The organism is Lichenicola sp. GTC18331, assembly GCF_055386855.1.
Genome location: NZ_AP045015.1, coordinates 2,292,019 through 2,309,498, shown reverse-complemented (window position 1 = coordinate 2,309,498; position 17,480 = coordinate 2,292,019). Strand labels below are relative to the sequence as shown.

Genomic DNA, 17,480 nt, shown 5'->3' with positions numbered 1-17,480 from the left:
CGACTAGCACCATGATGAAGACCCTCTTCCTGCAGCCGCCCTCGTTCGACGGTTTCGACGGCGGCGCCGGCTCCCGCTATCAGGCCAAGCGCGAGATCAAGTCGTTCTGGTATCCGACCTGGCTGGCCCAGCCGGCCGCCCTGATCGAAGGCTCGCGTCTGATCGACGCGCCGCCGGCCAAGCTCGGCATGGAGCCGATCCTGGAAGACATCAAGAATCGCGACATGGTGGTGCTGCACACCTCCACCCCGTCCTTCGCCTCCGACGTCCGCGTCGCGCAGATGCTGAAGGACGCCAAGCCGAGCCTGAAGATCGGCATGGTCGGCGCCAAGGTCGCCGTGCAGCCGGACGAGAGCCTGTTGAAGGGCGCGCCGATCGATTTCGTCGCCCGCAACGAGTTCGACTTCACCATCAAGGAGATCGCCGAAGGCCGCGACCTGAAGGACGTGGACGGCATCACCTGGCGCGACAACAACGGCACCATCGTCACCAACAAGGACCGCGCGCTGATCCACGACATGGACAGCCTGCCCTTCGTGACCGACGTGTATGCCCGCGATCTGCGCATCGAGGACTACTTCATCGGCTATCTGATGCACCCCTACATCTCGATCTATTCGGGACGGGGCTGCAAGTCGCGCTGCACCTTCTGCCTATGGCCGCAGACCGTGGGCGGCCATGTCTACCGCACGCGCTCGCCGCAGCACGTCGCGGCCGAGATCGCGCACGCGCAGAAGCTGTTCCCGCAGGTGCGCGAGTTCTTCTTCGACGACGACACCTTCACCGACGACCTGCCGCGTGCCGAGGCGATCGCCCGCGAGCTCGGCAAGCTCGGCGTCACCTGGAGCTGCAACGCCAAGGCCAACGTGCCGCGCTCCACGCTCAAGGTGCTGAAGGACAACGGCCTGCGCCTGCTGCTGGTCGGCTACGAGAGCGGCAACCAGCAGATCCTGCACAACATCAAGAAGGGCATGCGGATCGAGGTCGCGAAGCAGTTCACCAAGGACTGCCACGAGCTCGGCATCAAGATCCACGGCACCTTCATCCTGGGCCTGCCGGGCGAGACCAAGGAGACCATCCAGGAGACGATCACCTTCGCCAAGGAGATCAATCCGCACACGCTGCAGGTCTCCCTGGCCGCGCCCTATCCCGGCACGTTCCTGCACAAGCAGGCGACCGAGAACGGCTGGCTCGACGCCGCCAACGCCGAGCTGATCGACGAGAACGGCGTGCAGATCGCCCCGCTGCACTACCCGCATCTCTCGCACACCGAGATCTTCGACAGCGTCGAGACCTTCTACCGGAAGTTCTATTTCCGGGCGCCGAAGATCGCCTCCATCGTCGGCGAGATGGTGCGGTCGCCGCAGATGATGAAGCGCCGCCTGCGCGAAGGCGTGGAGTTCTTCCAGTTCCTGAAGGACCGGCACGCGGCTTGACGACCCCCAGGGGCGCCGCCCCTGGACCCGGCCAGGGACGGTCGTCCCTGGTCCCCGATCGTTCGGTTATTTTCTCGGCCGACGATTTCGGGCTCAGCGAGCAGGTCAACGAGGGGATCGAGCGGGCGCATCGCGACGGGATGCTGTCCACCGCCAGCCTGATGGTCGCGGGGGATGCGGCCGAGGATGCGGTGCGGCGCGCCCGGCGTCTGCCCGATCTGCGCGTCGGGCTGCATCTGGTGGCGATCGAAGGCCGTGCGACGCTGCCGCCTTCGGAAATCCCGCTCCTCGTGGACGAAACCGGCTGGTTCCCCTCCGACCAGCTCCGTCTCGGCGTGCGCTACTTCTTCCGCCCCGATGTGCGACGTCAGCTCCGGCGTGAAATCGGTGCGCAGTTCGGCGCCTTCGCCGCCACCGGCCTGCGGCTCGACCACGCCAACGCCCATAAGCACATGCATCTGCACCCGACCGTGGGGGCGCTGATGATTGAGGCCGGGCAGCGTCACCACCTGCCCGCCATACGGATCCCCAGAGAGCCTGCAATGCCGCTTGGGACAACAGAAAGCGTCGGCGATGCCGCCCTGCGCCGTTGGACCGGCCTGCTACGCTGGCGCGCCGAACGCGCCGGTCTGCGCACCAACGACCATTGCTTCGGCCTGCGCTGGAGCGGTGCCATGCGTGCCGACCGCATCCGCGCCCTGCTGCCCGACCTGCCGCCGGGCCTCTCCGAGATCTATTTCCACCCCGCCGCAGGCCGCGACCCCGTGCTCGACCGCTTCATGCCGGAGTACGACCACGAAGGCGAAATGCAGGCTTTGTGCGATCCTTCCTTGCCGACGCTGATGCAGGCCGAATCGATCCGTGCGGCCCACTGGGCGGACGCGACCTGACGCATCATCCGATCGAACGGAATTCCAACTGACGGCTCGACAGACTGGTCGAGCCGGCGTCGCCGGACGCCGGAACCATCCCTGATCAGCTATACATCTCCGACAGAAGCTGACGCAGTTCGAAGCCTTCCTGCTGATCGGCGGAATGGTGCGTGTCCACCAGACCCAGACGCTCCGCGATATAGCGGTGATGGAAGTTCACGAACCGCTTCTCCCGGAAGTCGGACACGAAATCGCTGCCGTAATACGGCGTCTTTCCGACGAAATATTTGGAGCGCCCACCCGATCCGGTCTCCTGGAACGCGTGGGAAGACGCGTAATGACTGTCCTGCTTCCCGACTTCCTCCATCAGGCTGTAGTAGTAATCGAGGATCGATTCCATCTGCAGCTTGTAGGTTTCCAGGAAGTCGCGCCTGAGGTTGATGTCCTGGAACAATCCGAGGAACCGGATCGCCAGATCCATGGTCAGCTTGCCCGGGTCGCCGGCCGACGTCTTGACCACCTCGCTGTGGTTTCCGGGCATCGGCAGGATGCCGATCTTGGTCGCGGAACCATCGACCTTGCTCGGCAGCAGGGGTCGGAACGCCTTTCCCACCAGCCCCTTCAGATCCATCGCCATGATATGCAGGAACGTCCGCACATTCGCGGTGACGGTGTATTCCTTGCTGCTGGTGAAAGCGTCTTTCCAGCCATCATGACGGCCGAACCCCGGCACGGGATCTCCGGCGAAGATATGCACGGGAATGTCCGGCATCACACGGTCCAGCGCCTGCGCGAGCCGCACGCAGGTCACGGCGCCCCGGCTCCAGCCGACCATCACGATCGCGTCGGGCGCCATTCCCTCGCGCTTCATCGCGTCGAGAAACGTCAAGGCCCGCTCGATATTCCCGCCGATACCGGCACCGTCGACCATGTGCAGCAGTGATGACACCGCCAGCCCCCAGGCCGGAGCCAGCCGGTGCTTGTCGACCGAACCGAGCTCGTCGCCGCTCTCCTTTAGAACCGAATGCCGCGGGTCGACACCCGAGCCGACGCCTTGCAGCAGCAATTTGCCGCCGTTCAACGTCAGTTCCTGATCCGCGGTCGGAATCCTGAAATTGCGTTCCAGAACGCGAACGAGTTCTCCATCCGCCTCGACGGCCGGATCGAGGAACGCCTCGTCGGAATAGGACTTGGTGCCATGGCAGAAGATGGTGATGGCCGGCATCTCGACTCTTCCCTGTGGGGAAGAAACGATATGGCGACGGTGCCGGATCGCCAACCCGGGACACCTCCACCGAAAGACCGCTGGCGGGTCACTCCCCGCCAGCGGTCCCGGTCGGGATCAGGAGGCGAGCGACTCGCGCACCCAATCCTTGAGCTGGCTCTTCGGCAGCGCACCAACCTTGGTGGCGACCGGCTTGCCGTCCTTGAACAAGATCAGGGTCGGCACGCCACGCACGGCATAGTTGTTGGGCGTGGCGGGGTTCTGGTCGATGTCGACCTTCGCCACCGTGAGCTGGTCCTTGAACTCCGCGCCGATCTCTTCCAGCGCCGGGGCGATCATCTTGCAGGGGCCGCACCAGGTGGCCCAGAAATCCACCAGAACTGCACCCTGCTTCTTCAGCACGTCGGTCTCGAAGGTGTCGTCGGTAACGGCGACCGTATTCTCGCTCATCTGTGCGGTGTCCTTTGAACTGCGCGTCATCCGAGATGGGCGACGGGTGGCGGCTGGTCAAGCGGCGCCGATCCGTCCCCGTCACGCAGCCGGTATGTTCCGGGCCGATGCTGCTCCAGCAGGGCCTCCGGCAGAACCATCACGCTGGCGTCCTCCGTCCAGACCAGGGCGCAGCGGATCGGGCGGTCCGGATAGAGTTGCGCCAGAAGGGCACGATACGCAGCCATCTGCCGCAGATAGGGGAGAGGCGCCCGCTCCGGCGCCGACGGCATGCGCCGGTTGGTCTTGAAATCGCACAGCAGAACGCGGTCGGGCAGGACGCGCAGACGGTCGATCCGGCCCGACACGACCACCCCGTCCACCAGCCCGGACACGGGCTGCTCGGCCAACGCGTCCGGAGCGAAGAGCGGTGCCAGAACCGGATGGCGCAACACGGCGTCCAGCCGGTCCGCTGCATCCGAGGCCTCTTCTTCCGAAAGCCCGTCCGCCCCGGCCCGGAGAAACCGTGACGCAGCCGCCATCCGCGAATCGTCCGGCAGATCCGGCAGATGCTGCAACAACGCATGCAGCAATCGCCCGCGCCGAAACCCGCCGGCCCGGCGCGCGGCGCGCTGGCGTTGTTCCTCGCCCGCTTCCGTCTCCAGCGGCGACCGCAGCGCCGGCACCGGCCCCAACTCCACGTCGTCCGGCCGGCTCGGCGCCAAAGGCTGCGGCAGCAAGGGCTCCGGCGGCAAAGGCGCCGCGCGCCAGTCCGGCGCCCGTCCGGCCCAGGACGGCAAGGCCACCGGAGCGGTCTCCATCTTCGCCGCCGGTGGCACTAACGGGCGAGACGCCACCTGTTCGGCGCGGGACAAAACCTGTTTCTCGCCGTCCCAGGACAGTGCGAACGGCTCCGCCACGGCCCCCGCCGCTTCGAACCCCGCCCGGCAGAGCGCATACCAGCTTCCGTCCGGCGCCCCGCCCTCCGTCTTCCGGCCGCTCTCCCAGCCGCACACCACCAGACGATCGGCCGCGCGGGTCAGCGCCACATACAACAGCCGATTGCTTTCCGCCGTGGCGTCGGCGCGCATCCGGTCGCGCAGCAAACGCGTCGGCGCGGAGCCCAGCTCGGCGCGCGGCACCCAGATCGGCGCCACCAGCGGTTGCTCGAACGCGTTCCCGGACGGCGCATCCGGCTTTACCCAGAGCAGCGTATCGTCCACCGGGCGATTCCCCGTCGTGTCCGGCAGGATCACCAGACGCGCCTGCAATCCCTTCGCGCCATGCACGGTCATCACCCGCACGGCGTCGCCGGCCGCGTCCGGTTCCCGCTTGATGCTTTCCTCCGACCGGCGCAGCCAGTGCAGGAAGCCTTGCAGCGAGGGGGGATGGGTTTCGGCATGGCGCAGCGCCGCCGACAGAAGCTCGTCCACCGGCTCCGCCGCTTCCGGCCCCAGCCGCGCCAGCAGCCGCGCCCGCGCGCCGAACCGCCCCAGCGCCTCGGCCAGCAGCGCATGCGGCGTCACGAAATCCACACGCGCGAACAAGGACGACAACAGATCCCAGGCCCGGCCCCAATCCGGCCGCTCCCCGGCCCGCGCCCGCAACTGCTCCCACAAGCTCCTCTCGCCGCGCTCCGTCGCCAGCGCCATCAGGCTGTCGTCGCTCAGACCACCGATCGGACTGGTCAACACGCAACCCACGGAGAGATCGTCCTGCGGTAGCAGAAGCGCGTCGCACAGAGCCATCAGGTCGCGCACGGCGATCTGATCGGCCAGACCGGTCCGCACCAGCGTCGCCACCGGCACGCCCTCGCTCTTCAACGCACGGATCAGCGCGCGCACGAAGGCGGAGCGGCGCGGCACCAGCACCAGAACATCGCCGGCCATCAGCGGCGCCCCGCCGGTCTCGTGCACGCGGCCGATCTCGCCGGCGATGAAGCGCGCGAGCTGCTCGGCGAGAAGCTGCTGCGCCGAGCCCTGGCTGCGGTTGCGGCGCGGCGCGCTCCACGGATCGGCCGGATCGGGCGCATCTCCGGCCGCCGCGGGATCGCCGCCACGATCCACCGGCACCAGCGGCCACAGCTCCACGCTGCCCGGCGCGTCCGGCCTGGCCGACACGTGGCGGATCGCACCGTCGCGCCCGGGCTCCAGCACGCCGCGCGCCGCATCCGGCGCGGCGAACACGGCATCCACCAGCGCCAGCACCGGCACCGTGGAACGGAACGACACCGTCAGCTCCGGTTCGCGCCATTCCTGCCCGCCGAGCCCGACACGGTCACGGAACCGCCCGTGCCAGTGATGGAACGCGTCCGGATCGGCATCCTGGAACGAGTAGATCGATTGCTTGTAGTCGCCCACGGCGAACACGGTGCGCGGCAAAGGCCGCTCCTCCGCACCCGCACCGCGTCCGGAGAAGAACTCGTCCGTCAGCGCATGGGCGATGCGCCATTGCAGATCGGACGTGTCCTGCACCTCGTCCAGCAGAAGATGGTCGATGCCGCCATCGAGCTTGTAGAGCACCCAGGCCGAACCCGGATCGCGCAGCAGCGACAGGGTGCGGCCGATCAGATCGTCGTAATCCACCAGCCCGAGCGCGCGCTTGCCATCGGCGTAGCGACGCAGAACCGGGCCGGCCACTTCCAGCAGCGCCAGGGTCAGCGCCACGGTGCGGATCGCCCGCCTGTTGTCCTCCACGGCGACGATGCGTTCGGCTTCCGCCACCAGCGTCTCGGCGATGTGCGGATGGTTCTGCCCGAGCTTGCCCCGCACGAACCCGCCCGGCGCACGCGGCTCGTTCTTGCCGGTCAGGAACATCCCGCACCAGCGCGTCCAGCCGGCGACGCGCTGTTCCGGCGTCTGCGCCAGCCAATCGGCCATGTCCTCCGACTGTTTCCGCAAAGACGGCGTGCCGATGGCGATCGCTTCCCGCAGCACCGACACCAGGGCAGGCTCGTTCGGCGGCGACACGCCCGCCAGAACGCAGGCCTCCTCGTCCGACTGACGCAGCGCGACGAGCCGGCGCAGATGGCGCCCGACCCGCTCGGGATCGTTCTGCAAAGCCTCCAGCGCCGGTTGCAGCGCGGGCGCCTTGCTCTGCAGCGTCTGCAACAACCGCAACGCGTCGGAGGCCTGCACCTGCCCGGCCAGCAGGGACAGCGCCGCATCCTCCGCGCCGCCGCGGGACCGTTCCGACAGCACCTCTTCCCAGGCGCGGTTCAACGCCGCGCGGGAATCCGTATCCTCCACCAGACGGAAATGCGGGCTGACCTCCGCTTCCACCGGAAAGCGACGCAGAAGCGACTGGCAGAAGGCATGGATGGTGCCGATGCGCATCCCGCCCGGCAGATCCAGCACCCGCGCGAACAGGGCCCGTGCCGGCTGACGCAAGGCGGCACCCCCCTCGCAGCCTAGACGGCGCAGGCGCTCGTCCAGCCGCGCATCGTCCAGCGTCACCCAGCCACCCAGTTCGCGCTGCAAACGGATCGCCATCTCCGCCGCTGCCGCCTTGGTGAACGTCAAACACTGGATGCGCGCCGGATCGGTGCCCGGCACGAGGCGCCGTTCCCCATCGCCCGGCGCCACGCGGGGCAGCATCAGGCGCAGCAGACGGTCGATCAGCAGCTTGGTCTTGCCGCTGCCGGCCGAGGCAGACACGAAGGCCGAAACGTCCGGATCCGATGCCAGCCCCTGCTGGCGGTTGGCGAGCGCGATGGCGCTCCGGGTCGGATCGGCGTGCGTCGGTTCGGTCATGAAGCACGCAGCATCCCGGTGCGCGCTTCCGCTGGCAAGCGACCCGGCCGGCGGAAGCGCCCGGTTCAGTTCCCGGCCAGGCTCAGCACGCCCAGAGCGTCCACCAGCCGCACCCCGTCCAGCACGCCAAGCCCGGTCGCGTTGTCATAGCCGGGCGACGCCGCATAGCCCCAGTTTCCACCGGCGGCGATGTCGCGGGACACGGCCCCGCCCAACCCGTACAGCACCGGATTCAACGCGCCGACGCGGCCGTTCCGCTGCACCGCCAGAGCCGTGACCGCGTTCAGCTGCGGCGCCACGAAGCTGGTGCCGCCCCGATGTGTCAACAAGGCGCCGCCGATGCCGATGAACTGGTAGCCGCTGCGGGGATCGGCATCCGCGGACAGGTCCGGCATGTTGCGGCCGTCGAAACCGGAAGGCAGGGTCAGCAGGGTTTCGGGACCCGAACCGGTATCGCGGGTGAAGCGCTGGCCCGGCCGGGTGCGCGTCATGCCGGCCGTCCCGGCCTGGTAGAACGGACGCGCGAAATAGCTGCTGACGCCGCCGCCGCCGCCCTTCGGATACAGGGTATCGAACGCGATCGGCGCGTTCTGCCCGGCCGACTGGGTGAACACGTAGCGGGTGCTCCAGCCCTGCTCCTGGTCCACATGGAGCACGACACCATCCGCCAAGGTCGTGGAGAACGGGACCGTCGTGCCGCCGGCCGCGGTGACGGCCGGATCGCTCGCCGGCGCCCCCACGGCGTAGGGCGCGTTCCAGACCGGATCCTCCACCGTCGGCGTCCCGAACACGCGGTCGAGCTTGGCGGTATCGAACGCACCGTCGTCGCCGCCCGACAGGAACACGCTCTGACCCTGGATGCCCATCTCCAGAAACACGTCGTGGAACGCGTCCAGCAGGAAGGTGCGCGCACCTTCGTGCAGACCCGGATGGGCGAAGTAGTCCAGCTCGGCCTGTCCCCAGGAGGCGGACACGGTGTCGGCGACGTTCTCGGATGCGGCGGCTTCGAACCCGTCCAGAAGACCGTTCGACGACGCCTCGTAGATACGCAGATCCGCCTGGGGCGCGACGCCGCCCGCTTCCTCCACGTCGAGAAAGGTCTCGTTGGACGGTGCGCCCGGACCGGCGCCGACACGCACCAGACTGATCCGGTCGGGCTTCACCGCGATCCCGGCATCCTGCCAGAAGCGCCGGGCCGCGGCCGGATCGAACCCGCCCAGGGTGACGATGCCGATCGTGGCGCCACGACCGTCCAGGCCGCGCGCGTAGAGTGGCGTCACGTCGTAGCGCGCGGCGAAATTCTGCGGCAGCAGGAAGCCAGGCTTGCCGCCCGCGAGCGCCTGTCCGGCCGTATGGAGTTGCGGCGCCGCATCCGGGACGCTTTCGACTTGCGAGACCGGCACATGCAGCGTGTCGAGGCCGCCCATGCCCCTTACCAGATCGCGCACCGACACCGGCAGAACCGGCTCTCCCACCGGCACGATGCCGGTGCGGCCGCCCTGGCGCACGCGCGCGAACGCGATCTCGAGCGCCCTCTGCGTGGTCGAGACCGGCGCAGACACGGCAATGGCGAGATGGTTCGGGTACACCGTGCGGATCGTGTAGCCGAGCTGTTGCAGCGCCGATTCCACCTGGGCGATCTGAGCGTCGGTCGGCGCGAAACGCTGCACGAACGCGTCCCGCGACAGGAAGCGATGGAACAGCGGCCCCGGACTCTGCACGGCGCGCGCGTAGCGATCCTCGCCCTGGGGGTCGCGCGGTTTCAGGAACACGGTCTGTTCGACGGCCGTGCCATCGACCGCCGTATCGGCTGCCCATGCAGGTGTCCGCAGAGCGAGTCCCGCCGACAGAACCGTGCCGGCAAGCAGGAAACGGATGGCATTCATCCAAGACGCTCCGGTCGCACACAGCGAGATCCGGAACGGGCACCAACGGTTGTTCCGATGACGGCTCCGTGCCCGTGGACGCGGCGCGTTCCCCGGCGATCCACGCTGTGTTGGTTATTGCGCCGTCGTCTTAGCAAAGGGACGCCGCTCTGCGCGGGGCGCTGCGGTTTCGAATTGAACTGGAATGTTACTGGCGGCTCCGCTCAGGCCCCGCCGCCCTCGTCGCGGGCCGCACTCCATTCCGCGACGCGCGCGAGCTGGGCGTAGTCCGGATAAGGCGGTGCGTGTTCCGGCCGCGGATGCGACAGATAGGGCTGGTTCGGATCGTCATAGGCGGCGATCAAACCCTGCAGAGCGCCCCAGCACTGGTCCACCAGATCCTGCAACGCCTCGTCCTCGGCGGGGCGGCTTTCCTCGCCCGGCGTGTGGCCGCCGGACAGGCGCCAATAGGTGATCTCGCCGGCCGGGGCCCGCAACGCGTCGCCGAACGCGCAGCGCAGCGCCATCGCCGCTTCCAGAACCAGCTGCGACGACCAGCCCGCCTGCACCGACGCCTTTCCCGGCAAGGTTCCGGTCTTGTAATCGAACAAGGCGAGTTTGCCGTCCGCGCGCAGATCGATGCGGTCGGCACGGCCGCCCAGAACGAACGCCCCGCCCGGCGCGCCTTCCAGCGTCACGCGGCCGGCGATCTCGGTGCATACAAGCGCCGGCCCCGCCTCGCGACGACGCGCCGTTTCCGCCTCGGCCACCCAGGCGGCGATGCGACGCAGACGCGGCCGCCACCATGCCGCCAAAGCCGGACGCAGCCGCGCCGCAGCCAGCGAACCGTCGAACGCGTCCGCCAAAGCCTCGGCCGCGTTCGCGGGCCAGTCCGTCGGATGTTCGGCGAAGAACCGCGCCAGCGCGTCATGCACGATCATGCCGTAATCCGCCGCATCCGCGGCCTGCTCCAGTTCCGGCAACGGGCGCAAACGCAGAACATGCCTGGCATGGATCGCGTAGGGGTCGCGCATCCAGGTCTCGATCTCGGTGATGCTTAAACGGCGCGGACGCAACGAAAGCGCCGGGCGCGGTTCCGGCGGAGAAACGGGCTTCGCCGGGCCCTTCGGCTGATCAAGCTGGCGCAGCCAGGCGCCGGCCGGGTCGATCGGCAAGACTTGGTCCTGGCCTTGCAGAAACGCGTCGAGCCGCACCAGCCAGCGCGCGGGCACCGACGGCGCCCCGTCGCGACGACCCGGGCAGGACAGCACCACGCTCGGCGCGGAACAGCAGCAGGACAGGAAATCATGCGCTGCCTGCCCGACCGCTTCTTCCGGAGAGGGCAGACCGACGCGCTTGCGCATCGGCCGGCTCATCCACGGCCCCGGATCGACCGCCTGCGGCCACGCCGTTTCCGCCAGCCCGCCCAGGATCAACAGATCCGCCGTCTGCAGCCGCGCTTCCAGCAGGCCCCAGATGAACACGCGCGGATGCTCGGTCGCCCCGACCGGCAGACCGCGCAGGGCGCGCCGGCTGCGCACGGCGATGCCCTGGAGGGACGCCTCCAGCAACCCAGGCAGAACGCGTGGCGCCTGGGGCGGCACCGCCGCCGTCGCGTCGGACAATTCCGCCAGATGCAGCGCCAGGGCGTTGCCGTCCTCGCCCGACCACAGGATCGCCGCGCCGGACTCGTCCTCGGTCGCCGCCAGCGACTCCGTGGCCTGAAGCAAGGCCCGAAGCAGCGCCGGCACCGGCGCCTGACGCTGCGCGAACTGAACGGAAAGCGGTTCGAGCCGCCCCAGAACCCGTTCCAGGAACGCCGACACCGCCGCATCGCCGCCGGCCCGGTCCTGCACCGCCTCGCGCAGGCCCGCCGCGCCCGGCGCCGGCGCCGGCCCACGCAGCACCGCCAGCTCCAGCGCACGCGCCTGACGGCGGCATTCGGCTGGATGCAGACCGGCCGCGCAGAGCGGATGCTTCAGCAGAGATAGGAACGAGACCGGCGACAGCCCCTCCGCCACTGTGGTCGCCACCAGACGCAACAGCAGCGCCGGCGGCGTTCCGGCAAGGGCCTCGCCGGCGCTGTCATCCACCGCCACGCCCCAACGGAACAGTTCCACCGCCACGCGACGCGCCAGACCACGATCCGGGGTCACCAGAGCGGCGCGCTTGTTCGGCGTCTCGATCGCGTCGCGCAGCAGAAGGGCGATGGCGGCGGCTTCCTCCTGCTGATCGGCCGTGTGCAGACGGCCCAAACCCTCCACCGACACCGCCTCGTCGCGACGCAGCCAGTCCCCCAACACCTGTTGCGGCAGCAGCGCCCGGCCCAGCGCCGCGACGCGCGCTTGCGGCACCACAGGCGCGGCATCCTCGCCCCAGACGACGAAATCAGCGCGACGCGCGCCCAGCTTGGCGAGCAGACGCGCCAGACCGGCCTGCGGATGGCTGTCCGGCAGGGTTTCCCAATCGGCATCGGCCAACGGGTCGTCGAGACCAGGCAGCACCAGCATGCCGTTCGGCAGATGCGCGATCGCATTGAGCAGGATCGTCGCGGCAGGCGAAAGGGTCGTGAACCCTGCCGCCCAGATCGGCGCCGCGGGCGGATGGTCGCGCCACAACCGGCTCTGCGCGTCCAGCAGCGCCATCTGGCGCGCCACCGGATTGCTCTGCCCGCGCTCAATTAGAAGGGTCGGCCAGATCTCGGTGACGATCCGCAGGAACCGGAGCGTGAGCTGCCAATGCTCGGCCTGTTCTTCCGCCGCATCCGGCAGGGTCGCGGCCAGATCGCAGCCGGCGCGCTCGGCCTCGTCCATCAGATCGGCCAAAGCCTGCGCCAGTCCCCAGGCCTGATCCAGACTCGGCGCGGTGCCGAACGAGGTGCCGGCCTTCAACACCAGCTCGGACAACAAGGCGAGCCGGTCCAGCACGCCGATCGCCGGCGGCGCGTCCAGCCAGTTGCCCAGCGCCAAAGGCGCCTCGTCCAGTGCGCCCAGGGCCGAGATCCGGGGCTGCAGCATCGCATTGCCGCCGGACGCGCGCAGGAACGCCTCGCTCAGCGCACGCGCGGCGCGGCGCGTGGGCAGCAGGATGGTGCCGCGCGCACCGGCCAACGGATCGGCGGCGCTCGCATGCGCCTCCAGCCAGCAACGCGCGAGCACGTCGAGAAACGGCAGATGCAGCGGAATGGTGGCGAGGTTCGGTGTCACGGCAGGGCAGAAACCTAGAGGCTGGTGCGACGATACGGAAGCGAACACTCGCACCGGCTTCGCAACGACGCCGGCCAGCCGGGGATGAACCGTCAGCGACGACGCGACGTTGTCGGAACCCAAGCCCTCCCGGAGCCGCCGCCGTGCCCGTCAACACCCCGCTTCCGTTTCACCCTGAATTTGAACAACCGGAACCGGACGAGGAACAGGTTTTCGCCGAGATGCGCGACGCCCTGCGCTCCATCGTCGAAACCACGTCGAAGGATTACGGCCACGCCGTACGCGCGGTGCACGCGAAGAGCCATGGGCTTCTCGACGGCGTTCTGGAAATTCCGGACGATCTGCCGCCGGTTCTGGCCCAGGGCGCGTTCGCGAAACCCGGCACGTTTCCAGTGGTGATGCGCTTTTCCACCAACCCGGGCGACATCCTGGACGACAGCGTATCCACGCCGCGCGGACTCGCGGTGAAGATCATCGGCGTCGACGGCGTGCGCCTGCCCGGCTCCGAAGACCAGCACAACCAGGATCTGGTGATGCAGAACGCACCCGCGTTCTCGGCACCCAATCCGAAGAAATTCGCCGGCAGCCTCAAGCTTCTGGCGAAGACCACCGACACGCCGCAGGTGCTGAAGAAGGCGCTGTCCGCCGTGCTGCGCGGGGTGGAAAGCGTGGTGGAAACCGTGTCCTCGCCCAGCCCGACCCTTCGCAGTCTCGGCGGCCATCCCAACACGCACATCCTGGGCGACAGCTTCTACACCATGGTGCCGCTGCTCTGGGGAGAACATTTCGGCAAGGTGAGCGTGGTGCCGGCGACGCCGGAATTGCTGGCGCTGAAGAACAAGCCGATCGACGTCGCTGGACACCCGGACGCGCTGCGCGACGCCGTGCGCGCCTTCTTCGCCGAACACGGCGCCGTCTGGGAAATCCGCGTGCAGCTCTGCACCGATCTCGACGCCATGCCGATCGAGGATGCCTCCGTGGTCTGGCCGGAAGACCAGAGCCCCTTTCTCACCGTGGGCCGGATCGTGGTGCAGCCGCAGAACAGCTGGAGCGAGCAACGCGCCGCGGTCGGTGACGACCGTCTCAGCTTCAGCCCCTGGCACGGTCTGGCCGCGCATCGCCCGCTCGGCGGCATCATGCGCTCGAGGCGTGCGGCCTACAGCGAGCTGAGCGGCCTGCGCAGCCGGATCAACGGTTGCCCGCTGCACGAGCCGAGCGGTCCGGTCTCCCTGCCGAACTGACCGGCTCAGGTATTGGACGGCCCATAGAGCGGATCGCGGATCGCCCGTTCGGTGTCGGTGATGTCGGACGGGCGGCTCAGATGGAACCAGGGCCCGTCATGCACCAGGGCGCCGATCCGGCCGCTCTCGATCGCCCGGTCCCAGATGAGGTTCATGCTGAACGGCTCGTCCGGCACGTCGGCGAACAAAGACGGCGACACCACCTGCACCCCGGCGAACACGTAGGGCACGATCTCGTTCTCGCCCCTGCGACGCAGCACGCCGTTCTCGTCCATGGCGAAATCGCCCGCGCCGACCTCGCCGATCACCGTCGCGGCACGTGCCACCAGAAGCAGAACGTCCAGCTCGGCCGGGTCGAATTTTCGGCGCAGGCGCTGCACCGCCGGGATCGGTCCATCCAGCCACAGGCTGTCGCCATTCACCATCAGGAACGCTTCGCTTTTCGGCAGGGTGCCCAGCTCCAGCGCCTTCACCACGGCGCCGCCGGTTCCGAGCAGCTCCTGTTCCGGCTGCAACACCAGCTCCATCCGTCCGGCCTCGCGCGCGGCACGGGCGCGAACGCGGTCGGCCACCTGCTCGGCGTGCCAATGCGCATTCACCACGGCGCGACCGATTCCGGCCTCGCCGAGACGGTCCAACGCGTAGTCCAGCAGCGTGCGTCCGGCGACCGACAGAAGCGGCTTGGCCGTATCGGCGGTGAAAGGCTGCATGCGCGTGCCGAGTCCGGCCGCCAGCACCATGGCCGCATGCGGCGGCTTCGAAACGGCACTCACGCCGTCACCAGACGATCGGCCCAGCCGCGAACGTGGACGCGCCTGGGCGCAGGGGCGTCCGGATCGGGGTCGGACGAGGGAAGCAACGCCAGATCGAGCCGCAAGGCGTCCTCCGGCGCCAGAGCACCGAGCCGGTCCGGCCATTCCACCAGAACCACCCCATCCCGCGCCTCGTCCCAGCCCAGCTCCTCCAAGGCCGCAGGACCGTCCAGCCGCCAGAGATCGAAATGATGGATCGGCAGTCCGGCAGGCGTTTCATAGCCCTGCACCAGCGTGTAGGAGGGGCTCGGCACGTCCATGGCCTCCCTGCCGCACGCTTCGCGCAACAGGGCGCGCGCCAGGGCGGTCTTGCCGGCGCCGAGCGGCCCGTCCAGCAGGATGCAGTCGCCCGGCCGCAGCAGCGATGCGAGGATGCGGCCGAACGCTTCGGTGGCCGCTAGATCGGGCAGGTCTCGTGTCAGCGCCGGGCTCATGGCGGCATCTTGCCGTAGCCCGGCCATGCTTCACAATGGATGCGAGCGGGAAGGGATACGATGGACGGCGCCGATCATCAGCCGGAGGCACACGGGTTCGATGTCGCGATCGTGGGGGCCGGGCCGGTCGGGCTGTTCGCGGCCTTCCAGTGCCGGATGCTGCGGCTGAGCTGCGTGCTGATCGACGCGCTGGCCGAGACCGGCGGCCAATGCGCGGCGCTCTACCCGGAAAAACCGATCTACGACATTCCCGGCCTGCCCGAGATCGAGGCCGGCGCGCTGATCGGCAATCTGGAACGGCAATTGATGCCCTTCGCCGTACCGCGCCGCCTGAGCCGGCGCGTCACCGGCCTGTCCGGTGCGGCGGGCGATTTCACCCTGCTCACCGATGCCGGCGACAGCATCCGCGCCCGGACGGTGCTGATCGCCGCGGGCGCAGGCGCCTTCGGCCCGAACCGCCCGCCGCTGTCCGGCATCGAGGAATTCGAGCGCTCGGGCGCGGTGCATTACCTGGTGCGCCAGCGCGAATCCCTGCGCGGCCGCTCCGTGGCGATCGCCGGCGGCGGCGACAGCGCGGTGGACTGGGCCCTGGCCCTGGTCGGCGTGGCCGAGCGCATCTGGCTGATCCACCGTCGCGACCGCTTCCGCGCCGCGCCGGAATCGCTGCGTCGCCTGGACGAGGCGGTCTCCGCCGGACTGGTCGAACGGGTGGTGCCGTTCCAGCTCCAGGCGCTCGACGGCACGGACGGCGCCTTGTCTGGCGTGATCGTCGCCTCGCTCGACGGCGAACGGCGCACCCTCCCGGCCGACCGGCTGCTGGCCTTCTTCGGTCTCAGCACCGATCTCGGCCCGATCGCCGGCTGGGGCCTGGACACCGGGATGCACGGCGTGATCTCGGTCGATCCGGCCACGATGCGCACCTCGCTCCCGGGCGTGTTCGCGGTGGGCGACGTCGCCTCCTATCCCGGCAAGCTGAAACTCATCCTGCAGGGATTCAGCGAAGCGGCGATGGCCGCACACGCGATCCATGCGGTCGCCAGACCGGACCAGGCGCTGCGCTTCGAACATTCCACCACCAGCGGCCTGCCGGTCTCGTGAGCACGCTCCCCGATCCGCATGGCGGGCTGCTGAGGATCGATCTCGGCGCCATCGCCGCCAACTGGCACGCTTTGTCCCGGCGCGCGGCCGGGGCGGAATGCGCCGCCGTGGTGAAGGCGGATGCCTACGGTCTCGGCATGGACCGGGTCGCGCCCGCGCTGCATGCAGCCGGAGCCCGCTGCTTCTTCGTCGCCCATCTGGCCGAAGGCATCGCGTTGCGCGCCATCCTGGGATCCGAGGCCGCGATCCATGTGCTGAACGGCATCCCACCCGGCACCGCCGCCTTGTTCGACGCGCATGCGTTGCTGCCGGTCCTGAACTCGCTGGATCAGATGACGGAATGGGCGGCGCTGGCCGCAGCGCTCGGCCGCATCCTTCCGGCGGCGCTGCAATTCGATACCGGCATGTCCCGCTTCGGCCTGTCGCCGGAAGATGCCGACACGCTGGAGCGCGAACCCTGGCGCCTCGAACGCGTGTCGGTCGGCCTCGCGATGAGCCATCTCGGCTGCGCCGACACGCCGGACCATCCGGCCAACGAACAGCAGCGCATGGCGTTCGAGCGGCTGCGGATACGCTTCCCGTTTTCGCGCTGGAGCCTCGCCGCCTCCTCCGGCATCTTCCTGCCGCCCGCGTTCCATTTCGATCTCGTGCGTCCGGGCGCGGCCCTCTACGGCGTACCGCCCACCGCCGCCCGGCCCAACCCGATGCAGCCGGTGATCCGGCTCGACGGCCGCGTGGTGCAGTGCCGGGAGGTTCCGGCCGGCGCCTGGGTCGGCTACGGCGCGACCCATATCGCCGCGCACGACAGCCGGATCGCCACCGTGGCGGTGGGCTATGCGGACGGTTTCCTGCGTGCAGGAAGCAGCCGAGGCGCCGCGACGCTGCCCGGCCGGGGGGAAGCGCTGCCGATCGTCGGCCGCATCTCCATGGATTGTCTGGCGGTGGACGTCACCGGCATCGATCCAGCATCGCTGCCGGAAGGTGCCGCGCTGGAACTGATCGGTCCGAACCGGCCTCTGGAAGACGTGGCCGAAGCGGCAGGAACGATCGGCTACGAGATACTGACCGCGCTGGGCCATCGCTACGGCCGAACTTACGAGGGATAGGATT

The 17,480-nt window shown here is 69.0% G+C and carries 12 protein-coding genes; 5 read left to right on the top strand and 7 right to left on the bottom strand.

What is annotated here, in order from left to right:
- Positions 1-11: 11 nt before the first annotated feature.
- Together hpnJ and hpnK are read left to right on the top strand one after the other, a co-directional pair.
- Positions 12-1,436, top strand: coding sequence for a hopanoid biosynthesis associated radical SAM protein HpnJ (gene hpnJ / locus ACZ5BM_RS10560; protein ID WP_498907895.1), 1,425 nt, complete (start codon positions 12-14; stop codon positions 1,434-1,436).
- A 47-nt stretch (positions 1,437-1,483) separates the two neighbouring features.
- Entirely contained in the window at positions 1,484-2,326 is an 843-nt protein-coding gene (gene hpnK / locus ACZ5BM_RS10555; RefSeq protein WP_498911576.1) for a hopanoid biosynthesis-associated protein HpnK, read from the top strand.
- Positions 2,327-2,411: 85 nt separating this feature from the next.
- Here hpnK and ACZ5BM_RS10550 read toward each other — a convergent pair whose 3' ends face one another.
- The 5 genes from ACZ5BM_RS10550 to addB form a co-directional block, all read right to left on the bottom strand.
- Complete coding sequence (locus ACZ5BM_RS10550) at positions 2,412-3,533, bottom strand: hypothetical protein (RefSeq protein WP_498907894.1); 1,122 nt, start codon at positions 3,531-3,533, stop codon at positions 2,412-2,414.
- Between the two features lie 117 nt (positions 3,534-3,650).
- Positions 3,651-3,983 carry a thioredoxin family protein gene (gene trxA, locus ACZ5BM_RS10545; RefSeq protein WP_498907892.1) on the bottom strand — a complete coding sequence of 111 codons (333 nt, stop codon included), beginning with the start codon at positions 3,981-3,983 and terminating at the stop codon, positions 3,651-3,653.
- A gap of 26 nt (positions 3,984-4,009) precedes the next feature.
- Entirely contained in the window at positions 4,010-7,714 is a 3,705-nt protein-coding gene (addA, locus tag ACZ5BM_RS10540) for a double-strand break repair helicase AddA (protein ID WP_498907891.1), read from the bottom strand.
- Between the two features lie 65 nt (positions 7,715-7,779).
- Positions 7,780-9,600 (bottom strand): S53 family peptidase, encoded by a 1,821-nt coding sequence (locus ACZ5BM_RS10535; RefSeq protein WP_498907890.1) that lies wholly within the window; start codon positions 9,598-9,600, stop codon positions 7,780-7,782.
- Between the two features lie 203 nt (positions 9,601-9,803).
- Positions 9,804-12,785 (bottom strand): double-strand break repair protein AddB, encoded by a 2,982-nt coding sequence (addB, locus tag ACZ5BM_RS10530; RefSeq protein WP_498907888.1) that lies wholly within the window; start codon positions 12,783-12,785, stop codon positions 9,804-9,806.
- 221 nt (positions 12,786-13,006) lie between these two features.
- Between addB and ACZ5BM_RS10525 the strand changes: the two genes are divergently transcribed.
- Positions 13,007-14,026, top strand: a complete 1,020-nt coding sequence (locus ACZ5BM_RS10525) for a catalase family protein (RefSeq protein WP_498907887.1) — start codon at positions 13,007-13,009, stop codon at positions 14,024-14,026.
- A gap of 5 nt (positions 14,027-14,031) precedes the next feature.
- On the opposite strand, the gene ACZ5BM_RS10520 is transcribed toward ACZ5BM_RS10525, so the two are convergent.
- Together ACZ5BM_RS10520 and tsaE are read right to left on the bottom strand one after the other, a co-directional pair.
- Complete coding sequence (locus ACZ5BM_RS10520; protein ID WP_498907886.1) at positions 14,032-14,799, bottom strand: nucleotidyltransferase family protein; 768 nt, start codon at positions 14,797-14,799, stop codon at positions 14,032-14,034.
- Complete coding sequence (tsaE, locus tag ACZ5BM_RS10515) at positions 14,796-15,272, bottom strand: tRNA (adenosine(37)-N6)-threonylcarbamoyltransferase complex ATPase subunit type 1 TsaE (protein ID WP_498907884.1); 477 nt, start codon at positions 15,270-15,272, stop codon at positions 14,796-14,798. Before tsaE ends, ACZ5BM_RS10520 begins: the two co-directional genes overlap by 4 nt.
- 60 nt (positions 15,273-15,332) lie before the next feature.
- Between tsaE and ACZ5BM_RS10510 the strand changes: the two genes are divergently transcribed.
- Together ACZ5BM_RS10510 and alr are read left to right on the top strand one after the other, a co-directional pair.
- Entirely contained in the window at positions 15,333-16,370 is a 1,038-nt protein-coding gene (locus ACZ5BM_RS10510; RefSeq protein ID WP_498907882.1) for an NAD(P)/FAD-dependent oxidoreductase, read from the top strand.
- Positions 16,367-17,476 carry an alanine racemase gene (alr, locus tag ACZ5BM_RS10505; protein WP_498907881.1) on the top strand — a complete coding sequence of 370 codons (1,110 nt, stop codon included), beginning with the start codon at positions 16,367-16,369 and terminating at the stop codon, positions 17,474-17,476. The genes ACZ5BM_RS10510 and alr overlap by 4 nt, the downstream gene beginning before the upstream one ends.
- Positions 17,477-17,480 lie beyond the last annotated feature (4 nt).